General features: G+C 64.4%; 19 protein-coding genes. 7 read left to right on the plus strand and 12 right to left on the minus strand.

Annotated features, from left to right (window positions below; translation table 11 throughout):
* Window positions 1–64 precede the first annotated feature (64 nt).
* Window positions 65–1,090, minus strand: a complete 1,026-nt coding sequence (locus U5A52_RS30080; protein WP_321937337.1) for a LacI family DNA-binding transcriptional regulator — start codon at window positions 1,088–1,090, stop codon at window positions 65–67.
* Between the two features lie 206 nt (window positions 1,091–1,296).
* On the opposite strand from U5A52_RS30080, the gene U5A52_RS30085 reads away from it, so the two are divergent.
* The 5 genes from U5A52_RS30085 (at window position 1,297) to U5A52_RS30105 (ending at window position 7,691) form a co-directional block, all read left to right on the plus strand.
* Window positions 1,297–2,433, plus strand: coding sequence for a sn-glycerol-3-phosphate ABC transporter ATP-binding protein UgpC (locus tag U5A52_RS30085; RefSeq protein ID WP_321937339.1), 1,137 nt, complete (start codon window positions 1,297–1,299; stop codon window positions 2,431–2,433).
* Between the two features lie 112 nt (window positions 2,434–2,545).
* Window positions 2,546–3,811 (plus strand): ABC transporter substrate-binding protein, encoded by a 1,266-nt coding sequence (locus U5A52_RS30090; RefSeq protein ID WP_321915588.1) that lies wholly within the window; start codon window positions 2,546–2,548, stop codon window positions 3,809–3,811.
* A 60-nt stretch (window positions 3,812–3,871) separates the two neighbouring features.
* Entirely contained in the window at window positions 3,872–4,777 is a 906-nt protein-coding gene (locus tag U5A52_RS30095) for a sugar ABC transporter permease (RefSeq protein ID WP_321937341.1), read from the plus strand.
* Window positions 4,778–4,797: 20 nt separating this feature from the next.
* The gene (locus U5A52_RS30100) at window positions 4,798–5,649 is read left to right on the plus strand and encodes a carbohydrate ABC transporter permease (protein WP_321915590.1); all 852 of its coding nucleotides are present in this window, start codon (window positions 4,798–4,800) and stop codon (window positions 5,647–5,649) included.
* Window positions 5,650–5,726: 77 nt separating this feature from the next.
* A complete protein-coding gene (locus tag U5A52_RS30105) occupies window positions 5,727–7,691 on the plus strand; it encodes a beta-galactosidase (protein WP_321937342.1) in 1,965 nt (654 codons plus the stop codon).
* Between the two features lie 55 nt (window positions 7,692–7,746).
* On the opposite strand, the gene U5A52_RS30110 is transcribed toward U5A52_RS30105, so the two are convergent.
* From U5A52_RS30110 to U5A52_RS30150, 9 genes are all read right to left on the minus strand, one after another.
* Entirely contained in the window at window positions 7,747–8,844 is a 1,098-nt protein-coding gene (locus U5A52_RS30110) for a porin (protein WP_415765349.1), read from the minus strand.
* A gap of 476 nt (window positions 8,845–9,320) precedes the next feature.
* On the minus strand, window positions 9,321–10,880 hold the full coding sequence (locus U5A52_RS30115; RefSeq protein ID WP_321937344.1) for an SH3 domain-containing protein: 1,560 nt from the start codon (window positions 10,878–10,880) through the stop codon (window positions 9,321–9,323).
* Window positions 10,881–10,965: 85 nt separating this feature from the next.
* Complete coding sequence (locus tag U5A52_RS30120) at window positions 10,966–12,012, minus strand: ABC transporter substrate-binding protein (protein WP_321915593.1); 1,047 nt, start codon at window positions 12,010–12,012, stop codon at window positions 10,966–10,968.
* Window positions 12,013–12,024: 12 nt separating this feature from the next.
* Entirely contained in the window at window positions 12,025–13,161 is a 1,137-nt protein-coding gene (locus U5A52_RS30125; RefSeq protein WP_321937346.1) for an FAD-binding oxidoreductase, read from the minus strand.
* Window positions 13,154–14,590, minus strand: a complete 1,437-nt coding sequence (locus tag U5A52_RS30130; protein WP_321937348.1) for an NAD(P)/FAD-dependent oxidoreductase — start codon at window positions 14,588–14,590, stop codon at window positions 13,154–13,156. The genes U5A52_RS30125 and U5A52_RS30130 overlap by 8 nt, the downstream gene beginning before the upstream one ends.
* Window positions 14,587–14,925 (minus strand): (2Fe-2S)-binding protein, encoded by a 339-nt coding sequence (locus U5A52_RS30135; protein ID WP_321937350.1) that lies wholly within the window; start codon window positions 14,923–14,925, stop codon window positions 14,587–14,589. The genes U5A52_RS30130 and U5A52_RS30135 overlap by 4 nt, the downstream gene beginning before the upstream one ends.
* A gap of 47 nt (window positions 14,926–14,972) precedes the next feature.
* Window positions 14,973–15,767 carry an ABC transporter permease gene (locus U5A52_RS30140; RefSeq protein WP_321915597.1) on the minus strand — a complete coding sequence of 265 codons (795 nt, stop codon included), beginning with the start codon at window positions 15,765–15,767 and terminating at the stop codon, window positions 14,973–14,975.
* 12 nt (window positions 15,768–15,779) lie between these two features.
* Window positions 15,780–16,685 (minus strand): ABC transporter permease, encoded by a 906-nt coding sequence (locus tag U5A52_RS30145; protein ID WP_321937351.1) that lies wholly within the window; start codon window positions 16,683–16,685, stop codon window positions 15,780–15,782.
* On the minus strand, window positions 16,669–17,769 hold the full coding sequence (locus tag U5A52_RS30150) for an ABC transporter ATP-binding protein (protein ID WP_321937352.1): 1,101 nt from the start codon (window positions 17,767–17,769) through the stop codon (window positions 16,669–16,671). Before U5A52_RS30150 ends, U5A52_RS30145 begins: the two co-directional genes overlap by 17 nt.
* 321 nt (window positions 17,770–18,090) lie before the next feature.
* Between U5A52_RS30150 and U5A52_RS30155 the strand changes: the two genes are divergently transcribed.
* Together U5A52_RS30155 and U5A52_RS30160 are read left to right on the plus strand one after the other, a co-directional pair.
* Complete coding sequence (locus U5A52_RS30155) at window positions 18,091–18,954, plus strand: IclR family transcriptional regulator (RefSeq protein ID WP_321937354.1); 864 nt, start codon at window positions 18,091–18,093, stop codon at window positions 18,952–18,954.
* 500 nt (window positions 18,955–19,454) lie between these two features.
* Window positions 19,455–20,456 carry a GNAT family N-acetyltransferase gene (locus U5A52_RS30160; RefSeq protein ID WP_321915601.1) on the plus strand — a complete coding sequence of 334 codons (1,002 nt, stop codon included), beginning with the start codon at window positions 19,455–19,457 and terminating at the stop codon, window positions 20,454–20,456.
* Window positions 20,457–20,467: 11 nt separating this feature from the next.
* Here U5A52_RS30160 and U5A52_RS30165 read toward each other — a convergent pair whose 3' ends face one another.
* Both U5A52_RS30165 and U5A52_RS30170 read right to left on the minus strand, forming a co-directional pair.
* A complete protein-coding gene (locus tag U5A52_RS30165) occupies window positions 20,468–21,658 on the minus strand; it encodes a glycosyltransferase family 4 protein (RefSeq protein WP_321937362.1) in 1,191 nt (396 codons plus the stop codon).
* Between the two features lie 518 nt (window positions 21,659–22,176).
* Window positions 22,177–22,382 (minus strand): hypothetical protein (locus U5A52_RS30170; protein WP_321915603.1); only part of this gene is annotated, 206 nt, incomplete at its 5' end.

Here is a 22,382-nt window from a genome sequence, read left to right on the forward strand (position 1 = left end):
TGGCGGGGGCTGCTTGACCTTGCGTCTCAATTTTCGGCGCGGTGGCGTTTTCGCCACACCGCATTCAGGCCCGCGCGCGCCGCCTGCGCGGCCCCGTGGACATGCGCGTGACCAGCTCCGGCGGCGGCCCGAGCACCATGGGCGGCTGCTGCTCCGGTTCTGCGATCAGCCGGATCAGGCTGCGGATCGACAGTTCGGCCACGGCCTCGGTCTGGATCGCGACCGTGGTGAGCGCAGGGCGCATCTGATGGGCGAGCTGAATGTCGGTGATGCCGATCACGGACACATCATCGGGCACGGCGCGCCCCATGCTGACGAGCGCCTGAATCGCGCCGATCGCGAGCAGGTCGTTGGTCGCGAAGATCGCGCTCACATTCGGGTGCTGCGCCAGCAATGCGTGGCAGGCCGCGTAGCCGGAGTCGATCGAGTCGCGCACCTGCATCTGCGCCACGCTTGCGGGATTCACGCCGCCTTCGCGCAAGGCCGTTCGGAATCCTTCCGAACGCGCGTCCTGCAAGCCGCCGCAGCCGTCGCCGATCAGCATGGCGATATTCCGGTGTCCCAACTCAAGCAGATGCTGCGCGGCGAGCGCACCGGCGCGCGCGAAGTCCACGGCCACGCACGGCAGCACGGGCGGATTTTCGGGGTGCTCCCACATCGCCAGCAGAATAGGGCCGTTGTGCATGGCCGAAATGCACAGCTCGTTCATGGCGATGTCGGTGTTCATCACGAGCACGCCATCCGCGAAGGTGCCCGCAATCTGGTTCAGGTAGGCACGGCCGATTTGCGCGTCGTCGTCGGTGTTGCAGACCATGAGGAAGTGACCCGCCTTGCGCGCGGCGCGCTCGGCCGCGAGCACGAACTCGGGGTAGAACGGGTTGGAGATGTTCGAGAGCATGAGCGCGAGCGTGGAGGAGCGGCCCTGCGCCAGCGCGCGCGCATTGAGGTTGGGCCGGTAGCCCAGTTCGGCAATGGCCTGCAGCACGCGCTCGGCTGTCTCGGGACGGACCTTCTCGCGGTTGCGCAGCACGTTCGAGACGGTCGCCGCGGTAACGCGAGCGCGGCGCGCGACTTCTGACAAGGTGACCATGGAGGACCTTTCCCACATTCAGGGAAGATGATTCAAATGTTGCAATGCTGCGGCCGGGTTTGCTACTTTTCTCCCACAACATCAACGGAGACAACGAATGCGCGAGTATGCCGGATTCGAATTTAAGCGGTTAAATGCCCGCTGTGCAAGGGCTGCGTGCTGTTTTCAGCAGAAAAATTTAAGCGCTTAAATTTCGAGGCGAGAACATGGCGACGATACAGCTCTCGGGCGTCGGCAAACGCTACGGCGATCATCCTCCGGTGGTCCGGCGCGTCGATCTCGACATCGGGCATCACGAGTTTTGTGTGTTCCTTGGGCCTTCCGGCTGCGGCAAGTCCACGCTGCTGCGCATGATCGCGGGTCTCGAGGAATTGAGCGAAGGCGAATTGCGCATCGGCTCGCGCGTGGTGACGGACGTGCCCGCCGCCGAGCGCGGCGTGGCGATGGTGTTTCAGAGCTACGCGCTCTTTCCGCACATGACGGTGTTCGACAACATCGCGTTTGGCCTGAAGATCGCGAAGGTGCCGAAGGCCGAGATCGAGCGCCGCGTGCGCGACGCCGCGCGCAGCCTGCAACTGGAGGCGCTGCTCGACCGGCATCCCAAGGCGCTGTCCGGCGGGCAGCGGCAGCGCGTTGCGATTGGCCGCGCGATCGTGCGCGAGCCCGGCGTGTTCCTGTTCGACGAGCCGCTTTCCAACCTCGATGCCGCATTGCGCAGCCACACGCGTGTGGAGATCGCGCGCCTGCACCAGCGTTTCACAGACGCGAGCGTGGTGTATGTCACGCACGACCAGGTCGAGGCGATGACGCTTGCCGACCGCATCGTGCTGCTGCACGCGGGCGCCGACATGGAGCGCCACGGCAGCGTGGCGCAAAGCGGCGCGCCGCTCGATCTCTATCACCATCCGAAGTCGCGCTTCGTGGCCGGGTTCATCGGCTCGCCGCGCATGAACTTCATCGATGCGACCGTCGAAACGGTGGACGAGGAGGGCGTGCGCATCGCGCTCAACGGTGGAGAGACACTGCTCGCCTGCGTGGACGGCCGCGCATTGCAGCGCGGCCAGCCCGTCACGCTGGGCGTGCGTCCCGAACATCTGCGGCTGACCGGCGACGATCAATCGATTGCGTGCGCAACGGTCATTGCGGAGCGCCTGGGCGAACATAGCTATCTGCACGGAGATCATGCGGCGGGCACACTGATCGCCAAAGCACCGGGCGACTCGCTCATTGGCGTGGGCGAGCGCATCCGCGTACACGTGCCGCCGCAAGCGTGCCATCTGTTCGACGCAGAAGGCGTTGCACTACCCCAGCTTGCGATAGCGCACGCGCCGGCGCTGGCCTGATTTCGTTATACCCCGCCGGCAGAGCGGGTTACCAGGTCTGGCGGCGCGAGTGCCGTCAGTCGACAAAGGCAGTCCAACAGCAAGTTGGATGGATCGACCCAGGAGACAACAGATGTTTTCTAATCGCTTGAAAACGTTCGGTTCGCTGGCCCGCGCCTCGGCGGCCGTTGCGATCGTTGCGGCGACCGCGTTCACGAGCATGGCCGCCAATGCCGGGACGCTAACCGTCAACGTCTCGGCGCGCGCGAACCAGCGCTCGACATGGCAAGACGCCTTCGACAAGTTCCAGAAGGCCAACCCCGACGTGACACTCAAGGTGTCCTATATAACGGAGGAGGCCTACAAGGTCCAGATGGGCGGCTGGCTCGCGACCGATCCGCCCGACGTGGTGTCGTGGCACGACGGCGAGCGCATGGCCTATTACGCCGAGCGCGGCCTGCTGGAAGACCTGTCGCCGGACTGGGCCAAGAACGGCTGGAACGAGCAGTACGCGTCGGTGAAGAGCGCGTCCACGTGGAACGGCAAGCAGTACGCCGCGCCGCTCGGCTATGACGCCTATGGCTTCTTCTACCGCAAGGACCTGTTCGCCAAGGCTGGCATCAAGTCAGAGCCGAAGACCTTCGACGAATTGCTGGAAAGCTGCAAGAAGCTCAACGCCATTGGCGTGCAGCCCATTGCCGTAGCCGCGCGCGATAGCTGGACGCTGGCGGCCTGGTTCGACTATCTGGACCTGCGCATCAACGGCAACGAGTTCCATCAGCAGTTGATGGCCGGTCAGATTCCCTATACCGACCCGCGCGTGAAGAAGGTGTACACCACGTGGAAGACGATGATGGACAACCATTGCTTCATGGAGAACGCGCTTTCATACGACGTGGATTCGATCGCGCCGGTGCTCGTGAACGGCAAGGCGGCGATGATGCTGATGGGCACGTTCTTCTCGGCCAGCTTCCCGGCGAACATGAAGCAGGACGTGGGCTTCTTCCGCTTCCCGATCATCGACGCCAATGTGCCGACGGCCGAAGACGGTCCCGTGAACGTGCTGCTGATTCCTGCGAAGGCTAAAAACAAGGCCGACGCGCGCCGGTTGCTGGCCTTCATGGAAACGCCCGCGATCAACGCCGAACTCGCGCACGGCTGGGGCCAGTTGCCTTCGAACAACAAGGCCGCGGAGCCTGACGATCCCATCTCCAAGGTGGGCTTCCAGACGCTCGCGAGCACGCGCGGCGGCATTGCGCAGTTCTACGACCGCGACATGCAAAAGGAAATGGCCGACGAAGGCATGAAGGCCATGCAGCAGTTCTATAGCGACCCGTCGCAGCTCGACACGCTGCTTGCGCGCCTCGAAACGACGCGCCAGCGCATTTACCACAAGTAAAGCCGTGGTGCGGCCGGCCCCGCTGGCCGCACCTTCTGCAATCTCCGGCGAGACTTCACCATGTCCGATACCCTGGCGCGCCCCATTGGGGCGGCGCGGCCACGTCGCGTCTCTACTGTGCGGCGGCAACAGAATCGCGCCGCGCTGTTCTTCCTGCTGCCGGGCTGCGCGCTCTTTACGCTGTGCGTGATCTACCCGATTTTCAGCAGCATTACGCTGAGCTTCTATAACTGGGACGGCATGACCGCGAAGACGTTTGTCGGCCTTGCCAACTACGTCGAGCTGTTCCAGACCGATACGTTCTATACCGCGCTCAAGAACAACCTGCTGTGGCTCGCGCTGTTCCTGCTCGCGCCGCCGCTCGGTCTCGTGTTCGCGCTGTATCTGAACCAGCACGTGCGCGGCATACGCGCGGTGAAGTCGCTGTTCTTCGCGCCGTTCGTGCTCTCGGGCGTGGTGGTGGGCCTCGTGTTCTCGTGGTTCTACGACCCGACCTTCGGTCTCCTGAAGATGATCGTCGGGCACGGCATACCTGTGCTCGGCGACCCGAAGCTCGTGACGTTCGGCATCATCTTTGCCGCGCTGTGGCCGCAAACGCCGTTCTGCATGATTCTGTATCTCACAGGTCTCACGGGCATCAACCCGGAGATCGTGGAAGCCGCGCGCATGGAAGGCGCGAAAGGCTGGCGGCTCTTCTGGCACGTGGTGCTCCCGCAGCTTCGCCCGGCCACCTTCATGGCCATCGTGCTCACGGTGATCGGCGCGCTGCGCAGCTTCGACCTCATCGCGGTGATGAGCGGCGGCGGCCCGTTCGACAGCTCCACCGTGCTCGCGTACTTCATGTACGACCAGGCGATCAAGTATTACCGCGAAGGCTACTCGGCGTCGATTGCCGTCGTGCTGTTCGCCATCATGCTCGTTTATATCGTGTTCCATTTGCGCCGCATGCTGCGCGAAGAACGCTGATTTTCACGGAGTTGCCGCTTATGTATCCGCTTCCCGTCGATCGCTGGAAACCCGCGAATCGCGCGCTCTACAAGATCTCGTTGCCGATTGCGCTCGTGCTCTGGCTGTTGCCCATGCTCGCCGTGCTCGTCACGTCGATCCGCTCTACAGAAGAATTGCAGCAGGGCGACTATTGGGGCTGGCCGAAGCACTTCGCCCTGCTGGAAAACTACGGCGCGGCGCTCACGCAAACGCCCATGCTCCATTACTTCGCGAATAGCGTGCTGATTACGGTGCCTTCGGTGATCGGCGCCATCGCGCTGGCCTCGATGGCGGGCTTCGCGCTCTCCACGTATCGGTTTCGCGGTAACACGGCGGTGTTGTTCGCCTTCGTCGCGGGTAATTTCGTGCCGATCCAGATCCTCATGATTCCGGTGCGCGACATGGCGCTGCGCGTGGGGCTTTACAACACCGTGTGGGCGCTCATCATTTTTCACGTGTCGTTCCAGACCGGATTTTGCACGCTGTTCCTGCGCAATTTCATCAAGCAGTTGCCGTTCGAGTTGATCGAGGCCGCGCGCGTGGAAGGCGCGAGCGAATGGGCGATCTACTGGCGCATCGTCATGCCGCTCGTGCGGCCCGCGCTCGCGGCACTCGGCATTCTCGTGTTCACGTTCGTCTGGAACGACTACTTCTGGGCGCTGTGTCTCACGCAAGGCGACGACGCCGCGCCGATCACAGTGGGCGTGGCCGCGCTCAAGGGGCAGTGGACCACGGCGTGGAATCTCGTGGCGGCGGGCTCGGTGCTCGCGGCGCTGCCTTCGGTGCTGATGTTCTTCGCCATGCAGAAACATTTTGTCGCGGGGCTTACCTTCGGCGCGAGCAAGGGCTGATCGGGACTTGCCGCAGCCGAAGGCCCTTTTTCATCTAATTCGTTATCCCGACGTTATTCCGAGGCGGATTGTCACTCATGCAAATCGGTGTTTGCTACTACCCCGAACAATGGCCGCGCACGATGTGGGCCGACGACGCGCGCCGCATGGCCGAATTCGGCATCACGCACGTGCGCATTGGCGAATTCGCGTGGAGCCGCATGGAACCGCGCGCGGGCGTGTATGAATGGACCTGGCTCGACGACGCGATCGAAACGCTCGCGGCGCGCGGCCTGAAGATCGTGCTTGGCACGCCCACGGCATCGCCGCCGAAGTGGCTCGTCGATGCGACGCCCGACATGCTTCCCGTGCGCGCGGACGGCACGCCATGGAACTACGGCTCGCGCCGCCACTACGACATTGCGAGCGAGCCGTATCGCGCGCATTGCGTGCGCATTACCGAGGCGATGGCGCAGCGCTACGGCGCGCATCCGGCGGTGGTTGCATGGCAGACCGACAACGAGCTGGGCTGCCACGACACCGTGCCGAGCTGGTCGAACGCCGCACAGCGCCGCTTCCAGACGTGGCTCGCAAAGCGCTACGGCACGATCGAATCGCTCAACGAAGCATGGGGCAACGTGTTCTGGAGCATGGAGTACCCGTCGTTCGAAGCGGTGGGGCTGCCGGTACGCACGCCGACCGACGCCAACCCGGCGCACCATCTGGATTTTCGCCGCTACATGTCCGACGAAGTCGCGAGCTTTCATTGCGAGCAGGCGGAGGTGCTGCGCCGCTACGCGCCGAACGCGGATGTACTGCACAACTTCATGGGCTTTTTCACGACCTTCGATCACTACCGGTTTGCTGCGGACAAGGCCATTGACGTGGCGACGTGGGACAGCTATCCAATCGCGCGTACCGAAGTGATCGGGCTGCCGGAAGCGGAGAAGGCCCGCTATGCACGCACCGCGCACCCCGATGTCTCCTCGTTCGACCACGACCGTTACCGCACGATTGGCGGCGGACGCTTCTGGGTGATGGAGCAGCAGGCGGGGCCGGTGAACTGGGCGCCCTGGAATCCGGTGCCGGCGCCTGGCATGGTGCGCCTGTGGGCCTATGAAGCGTTCGCGCACGGCGCCGAACTTGTTTCGTATTTCCGCTGGCGGCAGTGCCCGTATGCGCAGGAACAGATGCATTCGGGCCTCAATCTGCCGAATAACGAGCTGTCTCCGGGCGGCCGCGAGGTGGAGCAGGCCGCGCGCGAGATCGCGGCGAACGATGCGTTGCGCACGCTTGCGCCGGCGGGGCGCGCACAGGTGGCGCTCGTGTTCGACTACGAAACCCAGTGGATGTACGAGATCCAGCGCCACGGCGCGAGCTTCGACTATCAAACGCTCGCGTTCGACTACTACAGCGCGCTGCGCGAACTCGGCCTCGATGTCGAAATCGTCTCGCGGCATGCAGATCTCTCGGCGTACCGGCTCGTGGTGGTGCCGTCGCTGGCGGTGATCGACGACAGCTTCGTCGATCAGATCGAGCGCAGCGACGGCCTCTGGGTGTTCGGGCCGCGCAGCGGTTCGAAGACCGCGCACTTCGCCATTCCCGGCGAATTGCCGCCCGGCGCATTGCAGCGCGTGCTGCCCTTGCAGGTGCTCGAGGCCGAATCGCTGCGGCCAACGCTCGCGCCCGCGCTCACGGTAGGCGGCGTGCAGGGTGCGGCCGTGCATTGGCGGGACCACGTGCGCGCGAACGCAGCTACGCGCATTCAGGCGCAATTCGAAGACGGCTGGCCCGCCTTGCTCTCACATGGGCGCGTGCGTTACGCCGCCGCGTGGTTCACGCGCGAACTGCATCTCGCCATGCTCGACGAAGCTGCGCGCGGCGCGGGCCTCGCAACGCAGCGTTTGCCGGAGGGGATGCGAGTGAGCCGGCGCGGCGGATTATGTTTCGCCTTCAACTTTGGCGAGCAACGGGCGCAGGCTCCGGCCCCCGAAGGGGCACAGTTCGTGCTGGGCGCGCGTGAGCTTGCGCGAGGCGACGTGTGCGCGTGGCGAGAAGGCTAGGCCACGCGAGCGTGTTCCGCGTCGCGCCACGCGCTTCGCGGAACACTGCCGCGCATCAGAACAGATGCCGTATGCCGATGCTTGCGCCCACCGTCGAGCCGGAGACTTCAAAGAGCGCGTTGTTGATCGACAGGCCCGTGTCCATGCGTCCGTGATTGTTCACGTAGCCAAACTGGCCGTAAAGCGTCGTGCGTTTGGAGAGAAAGAACTGCAGGCCGGTCGACGCGAGCAGCGAGTGATTGCTGCCGTCGTTGCCGTCGCGCGTGTACCAGACGCCTGCATCCACGTCGAGGTAGGGCGTGATCATGTAGCTGAACCCGCCGGAGTAGACGCTGTTGTCGAACGACTGCGCAACCTTGTAGAGGGCATACGAAGCGGAGATCGTGAACGAGTTCGGGAAGCGGTAGCTCGCGCCGATCGTGCGGCCCACGAACTCCACGGTGCTCGGCACCGGCGTGGAGGTCGCGCTGCCGCCGGCGTTGCCGCTGTAGAGCGCGCCGGTGAGCGTGAAGCCTGCGATGTGGTAGCGCAGGCTCGCCGAATACTGGCGTCCCGCCTGGAAGTTGCCCGCTGCGCCGCCCATGGCGAACATGCCCATCGCCTGGATGCCGGCGATTTCCGGCGACGTGTAGGTGATCGCGTTGCTGTTGAAGAGGCCGGTCACGTACACGTTGTTCACGTAGCTCACGAGACCGCTGCCGAAGTACGACATGCCGCGCGGGTCTGTCTGGTAAAGCGAGAGGAAGAACGGTGAGTACTGCAAACCGGCCTTGACCGTACCGTAGGGACTCTCCATGCCGACCCACGCCTGACGCCCGAAGAAGTTGCCGTTGGAATTGCTGAACTGGCCGTTCGCGATGCTAATGCCGCTTTCAAGCGCGAACACCGCGCGCATGCCGCCGCCCAGGTCCTCGACGCCGCGCATGCCGAAGTTCGAGCCAGACATGCCGCTGTCCGTGAACGAGAACTGATGACCGGCGTTCTGGCCCGTCAGCATGTTCATCGTGTGGCTCGTGTAGAGAATCGACCCGTCGACGATGCCGTACAGCGTGACGGTGCTCTGCGCGCTCGCGACACCTGCCGCGCCCATCAAACCGGCCGCCGCGAGGCAGCGCACCAGTCGTTTCATGCCGAGGTTGTCGCGTTGTAACATTTCGTCATCCTTAGTGTTATTTATGGATTGAGGTCGATGCTGACACGGTGCTACGGGCGCTTCAGGCAATGCTCCAGGTAAAACCGCACAGAAAATTTCAGGCAACAGGAGGCCGGGGTTCCTGGCGGAACCGCTCGAAATCGGGAAACTGGGAGTACTGCTCGGGGTGCTATTCAGCGTACTGCGCAGCGCACTGCACGCAGTACAGCGCGAAGTGCGGCGCTCTGGCGCGGCGGCCGGGGTCCTGTCGCTCGCGCTGGAGCATCGTGGGCGAGCGCGTGGTCATCGTGGGCTTGCTGCAAGGCATGAGCCGGATTGAATGCGCGTTCACCGATCGTTTCTCCCCAGACGAGAGGTGTGCAACGTGGACGGAATGCAAGGTTCGATGGGGGCTATTTTTGTACGACCGTGCGGAATCTGTCATCCTGGGAGAAACGATCACACTCTGCCCCAAAAACGACGCCCCTTTCCTTGCCTTACCCGGCCGGATTCTCCTCATCCTGAGGCGGCGTGGCTCCGGCGGGCACGCCCAGGATACTGACCTGGAAAACCGGTGTGCCAGCAAGCGATTCGAGGCGTGGGTCTTCGGGGTAGGTCAGTAGCAGCGGAAGGATCACCGAGCCGCCAATCACGGCGCGGCGGCTGTTGTCGGCGGGGCGCAGGCCCCACACGTCCTGATAGACGAGCGGCACCGTCTTGCCGTCGCGCTCCGTGTTGCCGAGATAGAGCATGACGTGGCCGCCAATATAGATGATCGTGCGCATGGGCGCGCCGTGCTGCACGAGCCAGTCGAGGCGTTGCGCGGGCGTGGCGGCCGAAAGATCGGTCATCTCTCCGGCGTTCATCTGCGTGGACGAATGGCGCGGCAGCCACACGCCGAACGCCGCGAAAATGCTCTGCAGTTCGGCCGAGCAGTCGTTGTCGAAGTTCGTGTTGCCCCAGCCGTAGGGGCGGCCAATGAGCGCCTTCATCAACTGCGCGAGATGGCGCGGCGTGGCCGCGAGCGGTGCGGGCACGATGGCGTTGGAATCGAGCGCCGCCGTGCGGATCGCCGCGTGGCCGTTGATGTCGCGCGCCGGCACGAGCACTTCGCCCGGCGTCGCGCCGGAAGCGGGCCGCAGCGGCAGCAGCGTGCCCGCGGGCGCTTCGAAGCGGAACACGCCGCCGTCGTCGCGCAGCGCCGCGGAGGCCACCACCACGACGCCGAGCGAGCGGTGCGCCGCCGCGCGCCACGCCGAAACGAACACGTTGTCTACGCCCGCCACGCCGTCGCTGCGCACCCAGCCTTGCACGTCCGGCGTCTGCACGTAGCGCCAGGCGCCGTCGGCGCTCGTGCCGAGCACGTAGAGCGGCGTGCCTGGCCGCACGGCGCTCACCTGCAGGTTGTCGAACGGATAGCCTTCGCCCGCAATGCGATGCGAATAGAACGACGGGTCGATGGTGGGCAACTCGCGCACGTACAGCGCGGTCGTGGCGATAGCGCGGCGCGTGGGGTCGAAGCCGCTCGCCTGCTCGAACTGGTTGACGTTGGCGTTGCGCTCGATGGCGTCGATCCACGCCTTCGTGTGCGGCCGGAAATTCATGCCGTAGCCAATGCGCCGGGCTTCCTTGTCCGTGTTGTCGAAGTAGGCGAGGCGGCGCGTTTGCAGGGCGGCGATGTCGCTGCCGCCGTCGCGATACACGCGCTGCTCGACAAACGCGCGATTCCACGGCGACGGGTCGTTCGGACCCGCACCGAAATAACGCGCGACGAGCGCAGCGAAATGCGCGCGCTGGACGTCTGCGGCAATGAAGGGCTTGTCGTAATCGGCGCTGGCCGGATCGATCCAGCGATCGACGTTCTGGTCGTAATGCTCGATCGGGAAGAGCGTGACCGTGTCGGGCGGGAGCGCCTGCCCGGCCTGATTTTGCGAAGCCGGGCCGGTTGCGCACCCCGGCAGCGCGCACGCGGCGGCTATCGCCAGTGCGAGAATGCCCGCACGCGGAGTACGGGCGAAAACGGAAAGGCGAAACGAAGCATCGAGGGTGGAGCGCATGGGCGAGCGGGCGGTTCGACAACCCGTGGATCATACAGGACGCGCCGCGCCCGCCGCCCCCTGCTATCGCCCTCCAATCAAACGATCATTGCTCGATCTGGCGGTTCCAGCGCGAATCCCACTGCGCGCGGTGCTCGTTGATGACGTCCCAGTCCACCACCGTCACCTTCTTCACGAGCTGGTCGAGGTTGCCCAGGCTCTTTTGCATATCGGGCGGCATGGTCGCGTTCTGGTTGGTCGGAATCTGCTTGCCGGCGGCGGCGGCCTTGCTTTGCGCAGGCGCCGAAAGCAGGAACTGCGCGAGCTTTTGCGCGAGTTGCGGGTCCGGATTGTTCTTCACCACGCACAGGTCCACGAGCAGCAGCACGGCGCCTTCCTTCGGGTTGGCGTAGGCCACGGGCAGGCCCTTGTCCTTCAGGTCGCCCACAGCCGTGGGCGTAAGCGGGAAGATGCCGGCTTCGCCGGTCTGGATCATTTCCGAGAGCTTGGCCGAGTTCGGAATGTATTCGACGACGTTCGGGCCCACCGTGCTCCCCCATTTCGTGAAGCCCGGCTCGACGTTGGTTTCGCTGCCGCCCATCAGGCGGTTGATGGCGAGAAAGCCGTGCAGCCCGAACGTGCTGCTCGAAGCCGACTGGAACACCACCTTGCCCTTGTACTTGGGATTGGCGAAGTCGAGCCACGAGGTGGGCGGCGCCCAGCCCTTATCCGCGAACAGCTTCGTGTTGTAGCCAATGCCCGTCATGCCAAGCTGCACGCCCGCGCCCACGTCGCCCTTCATGCGCGCGAACGGATACAGCTCCTTGAGCACGGGCGAGTCGTCGAGCTTCTCGCATACGCCCATGCTCACGGCGCGCGCCATCACGCCGTCGTCGAGAAAGGCGACATGCATCTGCGGGCTGTTGCGGTTGGCCAGAAGCTTCGCGAGCACGTCGGAAGAGGTGCCCGGCACGACCACCACCTTCACGTTGTTGGCCTTTTCGAAGTCGGGCAGGACCTGACTCGTGTAGGCCTTCTCCATCGGGCCGCCGTTCATGCCGATGTAGATCGTCTTCGTTTGCGACCAGGCGCTGGCCGAGAAGCCAACGGCAAAGAGTGCGGCTAGCGAAACCAGTGTGCGTGTGAATTTCATCGTGGGGACTCCTTATTTGATTGGGAGAGCGGCATGAACGGAAGACTGCGTGAAGCGGCCGATAGCGAATGCTTCGATGGGCGTGCTCGTCGCGCCATCGGTCACGAGTTCGGCGAGGACTTCGCCTACGCCCGGCGCCAGCAAAAAGCCGCCGCCGGAAAAGCCGAACGCGTGCAAGAGGCGCGGCGTGGTGTTGCTGAAACCGATGATGGGGTTGCTGTCCGGCGTTTCGCCTTCCACGCCGCTCCACGTGCGGATCAGCAGGGCGTCGCGCAGGCCGGGCAGCAGCGCGCAGGCGTCGCGCATGACGGCGCGCGTGGTGGCGGTGGAAGGCTGCGCGTATTCGCCGTCGCCGTGCCCGCGCCCGCCGCCGATCACGCAGTTGCCGCGCTCGACCTGGCGGGCGTAGACGCCGCCGCCATACACGCCGAGGTTGTGCTCGATAAAGCGCGGCAGCGGCTCGGTCACCCACATGTTCGGGTAGATCGGCTTCATCGGCACGGTTTCGCCGAATGCGCCCGCCACCGTATTGGCCCACGCGCCCGACGAGTTGATGAGCCAGTCGGCGCTGATGCGCTCGTTGCCCGCGCGCATCTGGAAGCGCCGGCCGTCGAAGCTCAGGTCGCTGATCGCGGTCTGCTCCTGCACGTGCGCGCCAGCGCGCCGCGCCGCCGCCGCAAAGCCGGGCGAGACGAGACGCGGATTCGCATGGCCGTCGCTCGCGCAGAGCGCGCCGCCGATGGCGGCCTTGCCGAGCCACGGGTAGCGGCGGCGAAACGCGTCGCCGCTCATGACCCGCGACTCCACGCCGAATTCGCGCGCCATGGCTGCCCATGCGTGCAGCGCCTCGAGGTCGCTGTCACGGCGCGCGAGGCGCAAATGTCCCGAAACGACGAATTCGCCGTCGATGCCGATCAGTTCGGGCAAGCGGTTCCACACGCGCCGGGCGCGCACCGCGAGCGGCAGTTGCTCGGCGCTGCGGCCGTGCGTGCGCACGCCGCCATAGTTCACGCCGCTGGCCTGCGCGCCGCAAAAGCGCCGCTCGAACAAGCCGACGCTCACGCCCTTGCGCGCGAGCGCGAGCGCCGCCGATGCGCCGACGAGCCCGCCGCCCGCAATCACAACCTGGAAGTGGCGCGTGTCACTCATCGTGGGCTTCCTCTTCGATGACCTGCACGCCGTCGTCGAACAGCATCGGTGAAATGGGAATTGGCTTGATGGGCGCCTGGCTGCGCAAACGGCCCACTTCGTGCAGCGGCTTGCCGGTTTCGGCGCTCAGGAGCGCCATGGCGGATTCGCCGCACATGCGCCCCTGGCAGCGCCCCATGCCGATGCGCGTGAGCGCCTTCAGGCGATTGACTTCGGTGGCGAGACCGTTGCGGATGCAGCTACGCAACGTGCCTGCATCGACCTCCTCGCAGCGGCAGACGGTCAGGTCGTCGGGCCAGCTGGCGGCGCAATTGGCCGGAGGCGCGAACGCCTGCTCGATGCCCACGCGAAAGCGCGTAATGCGCTCAAGCCGCCTTTCGAGCGTTGCGGCATCGGGCAAATGTGCGTCATGCTGCGGCGCTTCAATGCCTATGTCTTCGAGCACCGCGAGTGCCGTGCGGCGGCCCGCAAGTTCGGCGGCATCCGCGCCTGCGATACCTGCGCCATCACCAGCGAGATAAACGCCCGGCACGGAGCTGCGGCCCGCCGCATCGCGTTCGGGCAGCCAGCAGCGGTTGAGGGTGTCGAAGGCGAAGCGGCAGCCCGCGAGATCGGCGAGTTGCGTTTCGGGCCGCAAGCCGTAGCCGAGGCCGACCGCGTCGCAAGCCATGGCCTGCTCTTTCCCGTCGGCCGCGTGCCAGCGGATGTATTGCACCGCTTCGTCGCCTTCGATGGCCGCAAGCGAAACGCCGTGCTCCATGCGCACGCCATGCGCCTTGAGCCACGCGACGTAATAAACGCCCTTGGCGAAGGTGCCCGGCTGGTTGAGGAGCTTCGGCGTAGCGGCGGCCTGGCGCGCGAACGGACTCGTATCGAGCACGGCGGCCACTTGCGCGCCCGCTTTGGCGTATTGGTAGGCAACCAGATAAAGCAGCGGCCCAGTGCCGGCGAATACGGTGCGCCGGCCAATGGCGCAACCCTGCGCCTTCAACGCGACCTGCGCGCCGCCGAGCGTATAAACGCCGGGCAGCGTCCAGCCTGGCAGCGGCACGATGCGGTCGGTCGCGCCGCTCGCGATGATCAGATGCGACCAGGGCACAGTGGCCTCGCGACCCTCGCGCAAGGTATCGAGCCGCCCAGGCTCACACGACCAGGCGAGCGTGTCGGGCCGATACTCGATCTTCGGGAGGAGGTCGGCCATGGCGCGATGAACGGCATCGGCCTTCTTCGCCTCGAAGCCGTAGAGCGCGGCCTTCGTGCGCGAAAAGCCCGCATCGGCAGCGGGCTGGCGATAGATCTGGCCGCCCCAGCGCGCGTTCTCGTCGATCACGGTCGGGCGCAGTCCGGCGGCCACGAGCGTTTGCGCGGCGCGAATGCCAGCGGGTCCCGCGCCAACGATGACGATTCGAGGAGGCTTGGCTGCGCTCATTGCGCACCTCCTTCACACAATTCGGTATCCGAACTGATTCGCGTCAATACGCGCATGCCTTCACGCAGCGGCGTGGAGCAGGCGCGCAGGCGCGTGCCGTCCTCGCTGCGTACCCAGCAGTCCTGGCAAGCGCCGATCAGGCAGAAACCCGCGCGCGGTTCTGCGCTGAATTCGCTGCGGCGCACGTGGCGCTGGTGCGTGAGGATCGCGGTGAGCAGCGTATCGCCCGCGAGCGCCTTGACTTCGACGCCGTCTAGAACGAAGGAAACGCTCGCGCGCGCGGTATCGGCAACGCGGACGAACTGGGCAGGGGAAAGCGGCGTGACGGTGCTCATGAAAGATCAGTGGCGCGGCAGCAGGAATCGGAAGAGGCGGGCGGTGCTCAGTGCTGCCCGATCAGAATGCGGTTGAGCCCGTACACACGGTCGAGCAGGAACATGGCGCCGGCCGTGATGAAAATGACGAGCGCGGAAACGGAAGCCATCATCGGGTCGATCGACTCGGTCGCGTACATATACATGCGCACGGGCAGCGTGACGGTTTGCGGCGAGGTCACGAAGATAGACATCGTCAGTTCATCGAAGCTGTTGATGAACGCGAGTAGCCAGCCGCCCGTAATGCCGGGCACGATCATCGGCAGCGTGACGCGGCGGAAGGTGGTCCACGCGTTCGCGCCGAGCGAGGCGGCCGCATGCTCGATGCTGCGGTCGAGGCCGCTCACCGAGGCGAGCACGAGCCGCATGACGAACGGCGTGATGATGATCATGTGCGCGAGGATCAGCCACGCGAACGAGCCGGTTGCGCCAATCAGCGCGAAAAAGCGCAGCAGCGCGATGCCCAGCACGAGCCCCGGAATCACGAGCGGCGACAGCAGCAGCGCGTTGAGAAAGCCGCGGCCCGGAAAGCGCGCGCGGCCAATCGCGAGGCCCGCGGGCAGCGCGACGATGAGCGAGAGCGTGGCCGAGGCAAACGCGAGCTTGAGGCTATTGAAGAACGCGGTGATGAAGTCGGGGTAGTCGAGAATCGCGCGGAACCAGCGCAGCGAGAAGCCGTGCGTGGGGAGCGTCAAGGTTTCGTCGGGCGTGAAGGCCACGAGAATGACGATGACGAGCGGCGCCAGCACGAACAGAATGACAAAGCTATGGAACGTGAGGGCGAGCGGTCCGTTTTTGCGCATGATGTTTTTTCCTTAGCCCATGCTGCGCGCGTAGCGCCGTTCGAGCACGCGGTAGTAAGTGAGCATCACTACGAGATTGGCGACGAGCAGCAGCACGGCAATGGTCGCGCCGAGCGGCCAGTTCATCGAACTGAGGAACTGGTCGTACACGGCGGTCGCCGCCACTTTCAGACGCCGGCCGCCCAGCAGGCCCGGAATTGCAAAGGCGCTCGCCGAGAGGCCGAACACCATGAGGCTGCCCGAGAGAATGCCGGGCATGAGTTGCGGCAGCACGATGCGGCGCATGGTGGTAAAGGGCGAGGCCATCAGCGAGAGCGCCGCGTTCTCGGTTTGCGGATCGAGCCTTTGCAGCGCGGTCCACACCGGGATCACCATGAACGGCAGCATCACGTGCACGAGTGCGATGACGATGGCGAACGTCGTGTATTCGAGCTTGAAGGGCCCCGCGCCGAACAAGCCGAAGAACTGGTTCACGAGGCCGTTCATGTTGAGCAGCATGCTCCAGCCGAACGCGCGCACGACCACGGAAACCAGCAGCGGGGCGAGGATCACGAGCAGGAACAGCGAGCGCCACGGGTCGCGCATGCGCGAGAGGATGTACGCCTCGGGCGTGCCGATCACGACGCACAGCAGCGTGGTGAGCGCCGCAATGCCAAACGTGCGCAGGAAGATGGTGTGGAAGTACGACGAGCCCAGCACCTCTACGTAGTTGTGCAGATCGAATGCGGCGATCGGGCCGCTCATCGGATCGAAGCGGTAGAACGTGAGCGCGAGGGTCATCGCGAGCGGCACGAGCACGAGCGCGGCGAACAGCAGCATCGCGGGCGCGCTCATGAGCCAGAGCGGCAGGTAGGCCTGCCAGCCCGCGCGCACGCTGGCGCGCGGCGCGCGTTGTGAAGCGTCAAGCGTGCTGGACACGAGCGCTCTCCTTGTGAATGAAGCGGACCGCGTCGCTATGCCAGTCAATGCCCACCTGCTCGCCTTCGGCCAGCGGCTCCTTGCCCTCGTTCTGGCAGCACACCAGCATCTCTCCTGCACGGCTGTCGAGGCGGTAGAGCCACTGGCTGCCGAGGAAGAAGCGGCTCGTCACACGACCTGCAAGACGGCCCGAGCCGCTTGCGCACAGCTTGAGCTTTTCGGGGCGGATGCACAGCGTGATCGCGTCGCCCACCCCTACCGCGCGGCCGCGCTCGGGCAGTTGCGCAGTCGACCCCGTTTCCGCGAGTTCGTGGCCGAGGTCCACGCGGATCGTGTCGCCCTCGCGCGCGACGATGCGGCCCGCGAGCATGTTGGCCTTGCCGATGAACTGCGAGACGAAATCATTCTCGGGCCGCTCATACGCGCGATAAGGCGTGTCGACCTGGGTGATGCGGCCGCTTTCCATCACGACCACGCGGTCGCTGATGGAGAGCGCCTCCGATTGATCGTGCGTGACCATCAGCGTGGTCGTGCCGATCTTGCGTTGGATGGCACGCAGTTCGAACTGCATGTCTTCGCGCAGCTTGGCGTCGAGATTGGACATTGGTTCGTCGAGCAGCAGCACGGGTGGCGCGATCACAATGGCGCGCGCGATCGCCACGCGCTGGCGCTGGCCGCCCGAAAGCTCGCGCGGAAAGCGATGCGCGTAAGCGTCGAGGCGCACGAGCGCAAGCGCCTCGCGAATGCGATCCTTGCGCTCGGCTTTGTCCACGCCGCGCATTTCGAGGCCGAAGCTCACGTTCTGCTCCACGCTCATATGCGGAAAGAGCGCGTAGCTCTGGAACACGATGCCGAGGCCGCGCTTGTTTGGCGGCATATGCGTGATGTCGCGCCCGTCGAGCGTGATGCGTCCGCGCGTGGTCTCCACGAAGCCGGCGATCATCTGCAGCGTCGTGGTTTTGCCGCAGCCCGAGGGGCCGAGCAGCGAGACGAACTCGCCTTTTTCCACCGACAAATTGACGCCGGTGACCGCCTGCAGGTCGCCGAACGATTTCGACACATCGGTCAGGGTGAGGAACGACATGGTGTGGCCTTCCAGTGCATGGGTTGCGCCGGCACGCGCTGAGTGAACTGCGGTGCCTGACGTTGAGCCGACTGTAGCTAGCCAAATTTTGGGTCGTCAATTTAAAATTCCATCGGGCGATAGAAATCTGCCTTATATTCCGTTCTATGGAATGTGATCGCTTGCTAATCTACAGGCGATTTCATTTGATGAACTTCGGGAAATCCCTGAACCGCCCGCCACAGGCGAAGCGCTGTACGGCGGCCCAACGGTTCGAGCGGCATGCGCATTCGTACGAGCATTCCGCGGATATTCCGCTGAATGAAATAAATCGAGGTCGATATGACGGCAGTGGAAGAGAAAAGTGGAACGCCAGCCGACGACGCGCGCGGTGCGGGCGTGTTGCAGCGCGCATTCGCGGTGATCCGCGCCTTGGGCGTGAGCCAGGCGGAAGGCAGCCGTGTCACTGCGCTCGCCAAGGCTGTGGGGCTGACGCAGGCCACCGTGCACCGGCTGCTGCAGGGGCTGATCGCCGAAGGGGTGGTCGAGCAGGACGAGGGCACCAAACGCTATCGGCTGAGCGTGGACTTCTTTGCGCTCGCGGCGCAGGCGGGCAATCCGAGCGGCATGCGCACGCTATGCCGGCCCGCGTTGCTGCGTCTGTGCGCAAGCCTTGGCGACACCATTTTTTTGCTCGTGAAGAGCAGCTTCGACGCGGTTTGCCTCGACATGTGCGAAGGGCCGTTTCCGATCCGCTCGTTCACGGGCGATATCGGCGGGCGCGTGGCGCTCGGCGTGGGCCAGGGCAGTCTTGCGATTCTCGCGTTCCAGCCCGAAGCCGAGCGCGAGGAAATCATTCGCTTCAACGTGCCGCGTCTGCGCAGCTACGGCGTGCTGGACGAGGTGTATTTGCGTACGGAGATCGAGCGTGTGCGCAAGCTCGGCTACGCGGGGCGCAATACCGGCGTGCTGGAGGGCATGGCGGGCGTGGCTGTGCCGATTCTGGACCAGAACGGTTGCGCCGTGGGCGCGCTGAGCGTGGGCACGCTGGCTGCGCGCCTCACTGAAGACCGGTTGCCCACGATCGTCGAACTGCTCAAACGGCAGGCCGAGATCATCGGGCCGCAAACGAACCCGTTCGACGTGGCGGTACGCCGTCCCATGCACGGGCTCACGCGAGCCATGGCGACGCAGCCGCTCGCTTGAAAGGCGCCGGTCTGGAATACATCAGATCAAATGGAATCCTAACTAAAATGCCGGGTCGCCGATCGTTATCGTTAGACGTTCTGCGCGTGCGTAAATGGGCGCAAAAAGTCTGCAGATTGACATGATGCTGCAATGCGAAATCGAGCATTATGATCGGAAGAAAATCTTCCAGGGGGATAATCTAACCGCATACGTCTTGGTTTTGGCGTAAACGGGCAGGGTGCTGTTCGTAGACTGGAGGCGATGTACGAATGGCAGTTCGCCGCCATGGAGTGTAGCGCTCCATGGCAGCGCGAGCAGGTGAACCCGGAAACAAAAATAGAAGTGCTCGAAGTGCCGTCTTGCGCATAGTCGCAAGACCCGGGAGAACAAACGCTTGCCGCGGACGTACACGCCGTTGCCATGCCGACTAGAGACGGTTGAGGAGCGTGGGCGCCGGGGGGGGAGATAAAGCGCGTGTGTCACCCGCGGCGCTTGCAGACAGAATATATCGGTGATTGATGACGACCATAAACGACCGGACGTTGCCCGTTCTCGAGGCACCGGCTGAGACAGTTGTGCCGGTGCCGGTACGCGCGGCGCCTTCGATCTTTCACGAGCGCTGGTGGCTCGATATCGCCACGCAAGGCAGCTGGAAGCTTGCGGTGGTGAAGCAGAACGACGAGGTCGTCGGCGAGATGCCGTACGCGATGCAGCGCACGCGACTATGGCGTGTCTCGCATCTGCCGCCGCTCACGCGCACGCTCGGTCCGGTAATCAAGTCCGTGACCGGCAGCGAGGCTCGCCAGTTGCATCATGAACTCGACGTCACCGGAAAGCTGATCGAGCAGTTGCCCGACTGCGACAGTTTTTTCCAGGTGCTCGACCCGCGCATTGACGACGCACTTGCGTTCGCGCTGCATGGTTTCACGGTGTCGGCGCGCTACACGTTCCGCATCGACCGCAATACCACGGCGGACGAAGCGTGGAAGCGTTTGAACAGCAAGACGCGCAATGTGATCCGCAGCGCCTCGCGTGAGCTGACCGTCGTGCCGGACCTCACGCCCGGCGAGTTCATTGCGTTCTACGAAGCGAATCTCGCGGCGCGCTCGCGTACCAACGCGTACGGGGACGCGGTCATGCGCGAGCTCGTCAACGCGTTCGTCGAACGCAAGGCCGGGATGCTGCTCGGCGCCTATGGGCCGTGCGGTAAGCTCGTGGCGGCGGTCGGCCTCGTTTGGGACCATCAGACGATGTATTACCTGCTCTCGTCGCGCGCGCAGGACGCGCACAGCGGATCGATCAGCCTGCTGCTGTGGAGCGGCATTGGCCGTGCGCTCGAGCGCAAGCTCACGTTCGACTTCGACGGTTTTTCGAGCCCGTCGACATTCAGCTTCCTCAATGGATTTGGTGCGACGCTCACGCAGCGGCTAGGCGTCGAGCGCCACGGCACGGTTTATTTGCTGATGCGCACGCTCAAGCGGAAGTTCGCGCCAGGCCGGGTTTTCGCACCCAATCTCTGAGCGGCGACGCGCTAAACGAGTTCGTGCTGCGCAGGGTCGCTTGCGCGGCGGGTCGTGACCTCGGCAAGCTCCAGCGCGTTCGATGCGAAGAGCAACGGTGTCCAGCGCCGGATCGTACTTTGCGCGCCGGCGGCAAAGCGCTCGCGCAGCGCGGGCTCGCCGCCCAGTTCGCCGATACGTTGCGCGAGTGTCGAGACATCGCGCGGTTCGACCACGAAGCCGTTCACGCCGTCTATCACCACTTCGCCAGCCACGCCGCAGGTGCGCGTGACGATGGCAGGACACCCGGCCGCGAACGCTTCGTTCACGCACAACCCCCATTGATCGAATTCGCTCGCTAGTACGACGAATTCCGCGAGGGCATAAAGATTCGGCATTTCCTGATTAGCGAGTGAGTTCAGTATCGTCACATGCGGCGTGAGGCCGAGCGACGCGATGCGCGCACGCAGTTGCGCTTCAAGCGGACCCTGACCCACCAGAACGAGGCCGATATGCTCGTTGTATACGCCGGATTTGCGGTAGGCATCGATCAGCACGTCGACATTCTTGCGGGCCACGAAGCGGCTCACGCACAGCACGTAGCGCTGCGGCAGTCCGAAACGGGAGCGCACGGCTGCCGGGTTGTCGCTCGCGGCCTGCGCGAGATCCGAAAAATAATCGACATCGATCACGTCGAAGCCAATGCGCGAGCGTTCCTTCGGGATGCCAAGCGATTGTGCGTAGCGGCGATGCTTCTCGCCCGCGACGAGTGCGCCGTCGAAGCGGCTCACGATGAAACGCTTGAGCCGCTCCTTGGTGCGCTGACGCAGTCCGTCGTCGGCCTTCGAGTCAGACATGTAGATGAGCTTGAAGCGCCGCGTGAGATGCCTGAGAAAACAGAGCACCGCCGAATAGCCGGTGTTGTAGCCGAGCGTGATGACCACGTCGGGCATGAAATTGCGTACCTTCGCAATGAGACGCGCGGTGTCGCGCGCGCCGAGGCCGTCGCTGTCTGCGCCGTCTTTCACCAATGTTTCCGCCATTCGCGGGCGGTTCGCAAAGAAGGCGGCACGGCGTTCCTGCGGGAAGCCGTAGACGCCGGAGCGCGCAAAGACCTCGAGAAGCGCCACCTGGTGGCCGCGACCGGAGGCTGCGCTAACGAGCGCCTCGTAGCGAGGGACGTGGTAGTCGCCCAGGTTGCCGATGACGAAGAGAATGCGCATGGACAATGACGGCTCACGGTGGCGCTTGGTTGAGCAGGCAACGCACCGCGACGGTGCCCGGCCAGCATGACATCCCGGGCAGTCGTCCCGACCTGCCGGGCAGCGTTCCCTGCGCCACGCCGCTCGCACATTCGCGGCGGGGACCCGCAGTCACGCCGTTTGATTCATCGTAACCCGATTGTGAGTCGTTTTTACGCAATGTCGGCGATCAGCGAAAACTTGTCCGATATGGCGGAGGCGATGCAAAGCGAATGAAAACCCACCGGACAATTCTTCCAGGGCATGCGAAAGGCGCGCAACCAGAGTGGCACGCAGCTTGCATAGATCAGATCGTATAAGCCCCTTCTCACGAGCGCAGCACGGATCGTGCCTGGGCCGCACGCGAGGCATGTCAACGGCGGTCGTCACAATTTCCGTCGATTGCGGCAGCAGGATGAAAACTGTCACATCGATTCGTCACAATGACGGTTCCGCATGTTTCGATACATCGGAAGAAGGGAAAGCGCTTAAGGTCACCATCAGATTTTCGGCTTAGTATCGTACAGTTGATCTGTGGCATTTATGCCTTCAATTCGATAACAAACATGTGAGCCGGAATGCAAATCGAATGCTTTGCGTAATGCGTTTCGAGGAAATTGTGCGGTGTTCAACACCGGCCAGGCAGGCCGCGAGGCGCACGAGATTGCAAACCGGGTTTCACCACACTGCGCGGACAATCGAGGAA

Source organism: Paraburkholderia sp. J8-2, from assembly GCF_905220195.1.
In the GTDB taxonomy this organism is placed as follows: Bacteria; Pseudomonadota; Gammaproteobacteria; order Burkholderiales; family Burkholderiaceae; genus Paraburkholderia.

What these genes read in the sequence shown, in the direction of transcription:
- U5A52_RS30080 (WP_321937337.1), bottom strand. Translation starts at nt 1,090, where the DNA reads ATGGTCACCTTGTCAGAAGTCGCGCGCCGCGCTCGCGTTACCGCGGCG.
- U5A52_RS30085 (WP_321937339.1), top strand. Translation starts at nt 1,297, where the DNA reads ATGGCGACGATACAGCTCTCGGGCGTCGGCAAACGCTACGGCGATCAT.
- U5A52_RS30090 (WP_321915588.1), top strand. Translation starts at nt 2,546, where the DNA reads ATGTTTTCTAATCGCTTGAAAACGTTCGGTTCGCTGGCCCGCGCCTCG.
- U5A52_RS30095 (WP_321937341.1), top strand. Translation starts at nt 3,872, where the DNA reads ATGTCCGATACCCTGGCGCGCCCCATTGGGGCGGCGCGGCCACGTCGC.
- U5A52_RS30100 (WP_321915590.1), top strand. Translation starts at nt 4,798, where the DNA reads ATGTATCCGCTTCCCGTCGATCGCTGGAAACCCGCGAATCGCGCGCTC.
- U5A52_RS30105 (WP_321937342.1), top strand. Translation starts at nt 5,727, where the DNA reads ATGCAAATCGGTGTTTGCTACTACCCCGAACAATGGCCGCGCACGATG.
- U5A52_RS30110 (WP_415765349.1), bottom strand. Translation starts at nt 8,844, where the DNA reads ATGTTACAACGCGACAACCTCGGCATGAAACGACTGGTGCGCTGCCTC.
- U5A52_RS30115 (WP_321937344.1), bottom strand. Translation starts at nt 10,880, where the DNA reads ATGCGCTCCACCCTCGATGCTTCGTTTCGCCTTTCCGTTTTCGCCCGT.
- U5A52_RS30120 (WP_321915593.1), bottom strand. Translation starts at nt 12,012, where the DNA reads ATGAAATTCACACGCACACTGGTTTCGCTAGCCGCACTCTTTGCCGTT.
- U5A52_RS30125 (WP_321937346.1), bottom strand. Translation starts at nt 13,161, where the DNA reads ATGAGTGACACGCGCCACTTCCAGGTTGTGATTGCGGGCGGCGGGCTC.
- U5A52_RS30130 (WP_321937348.1), bottom strand. Translation starts at nt 14,590, where the DNA reads ATGAGCGCAGCCAAGCCTCCTCGAATCGTCATCGTTGGCGCGGGACCC.
- U5A52_RS30135 (WP_321937350.1), bottom strand. Translation starts at nt 14,925, where the DNA reads ATGAGCACCGTCACGCCGCTTTCCCCTGCCCAGTTCGTCCGCGTTGCC.
- U5A52_RS30140 (WP_321915597.1), bottom strand. Translation starts at nt 15,767, where the DNA reads ATGCGCAAAAACGGACCGCTCGCCCTCACGTTCCATAGCTTTGTCATT.
- U5A52_RS30150 (WP_321937352.1), bottom strand. Translation starts at nt 17,769, where the DNA reads ATGTCGTTCCTCACCCTGACCGATGTGTCGAAATCGTTCGGCGACCTG.
- U5A52_RS30155 (WP_321937354.1), top strand. Translation starts at nt 18,091, where the DNA reads ATGACGGCAGTGGAAGAGAAAAGTGGAACGCCAGCCGACGACGCGCGC.
- U5A52_RS30160 (WP_321915601.1), top strand. Translation starts at nt 19,455, where the DNA reads ATGACGACCATAAACGACCGGACGTTGCCCGTTCTCGAGGCACCGGCT.
- U5A52_RS30165 (WP_321937362.1), bottom strand. Translation starts at nt 21,658, where the DNA reads ATGCGCATTCTCTTCGTCATCGGCAACCTGGGCGACTACCACGTCCCT.